The organism is Mesorhizobium sp. M5C.F.Ca.ET.164.01.1.1, from assembly GCF_004792125.1.
Taxonomy (GTDB): domain Bacteria; phylum Pseudomonadota; class Alphaproteobacteria; order Rhizobiales; family Rhizobiaceae; genus Mesorhizobium; species Mesorhizobium wenxiniae.
Genome location: NZ_SRTG01000591.1, coordinates 1 through 285, shown reverse-complemented (window position 1 = coordinate 285; position 285 = coordinate 1). Strand labels below are relative to the sequence as shown.

The 285-nt window shown below is 69.8% G+C and carries 1 protein-coding gene; it reads right to left on the bottom strand.

What is annotated here, in order from left to right; genetic code table 11:
• On the bottom strand, positions 1-285 hold a 285-nt coding region (locus EN807_RS34895; RefSeq protein ID WP_189522716.1), incomplete at both ends, for a dihydroxy-acid dehydratase.

Genomic DNA, 285 nt, shown 5'->3' with positions numbered 1-285 from the left:
TACGGACGCGGTCGCCGCTCTTGAGCAGCGCCAAGCCACCGCCTATCGCCGCCTCCGGCGAAGCGTTGAGGATCGAGGGCGAGCCTGACGTGCCCGACTGGCGGCCGTCGCCGATGCAGGCCAGCGAATGGATGCCCTTCTTGATGAGGTAGGCCGGCGGCTGCATGTTGACCACCTCGGCGCCGCCCGGATAGCCGACCGGCCCGGCGCCGCGCATGAACAGGATGGTGTGCTCGTCGATGCCTTGCGCCGGATCGTCGATGCGGGCGTGGTAGTCCTCCGGCC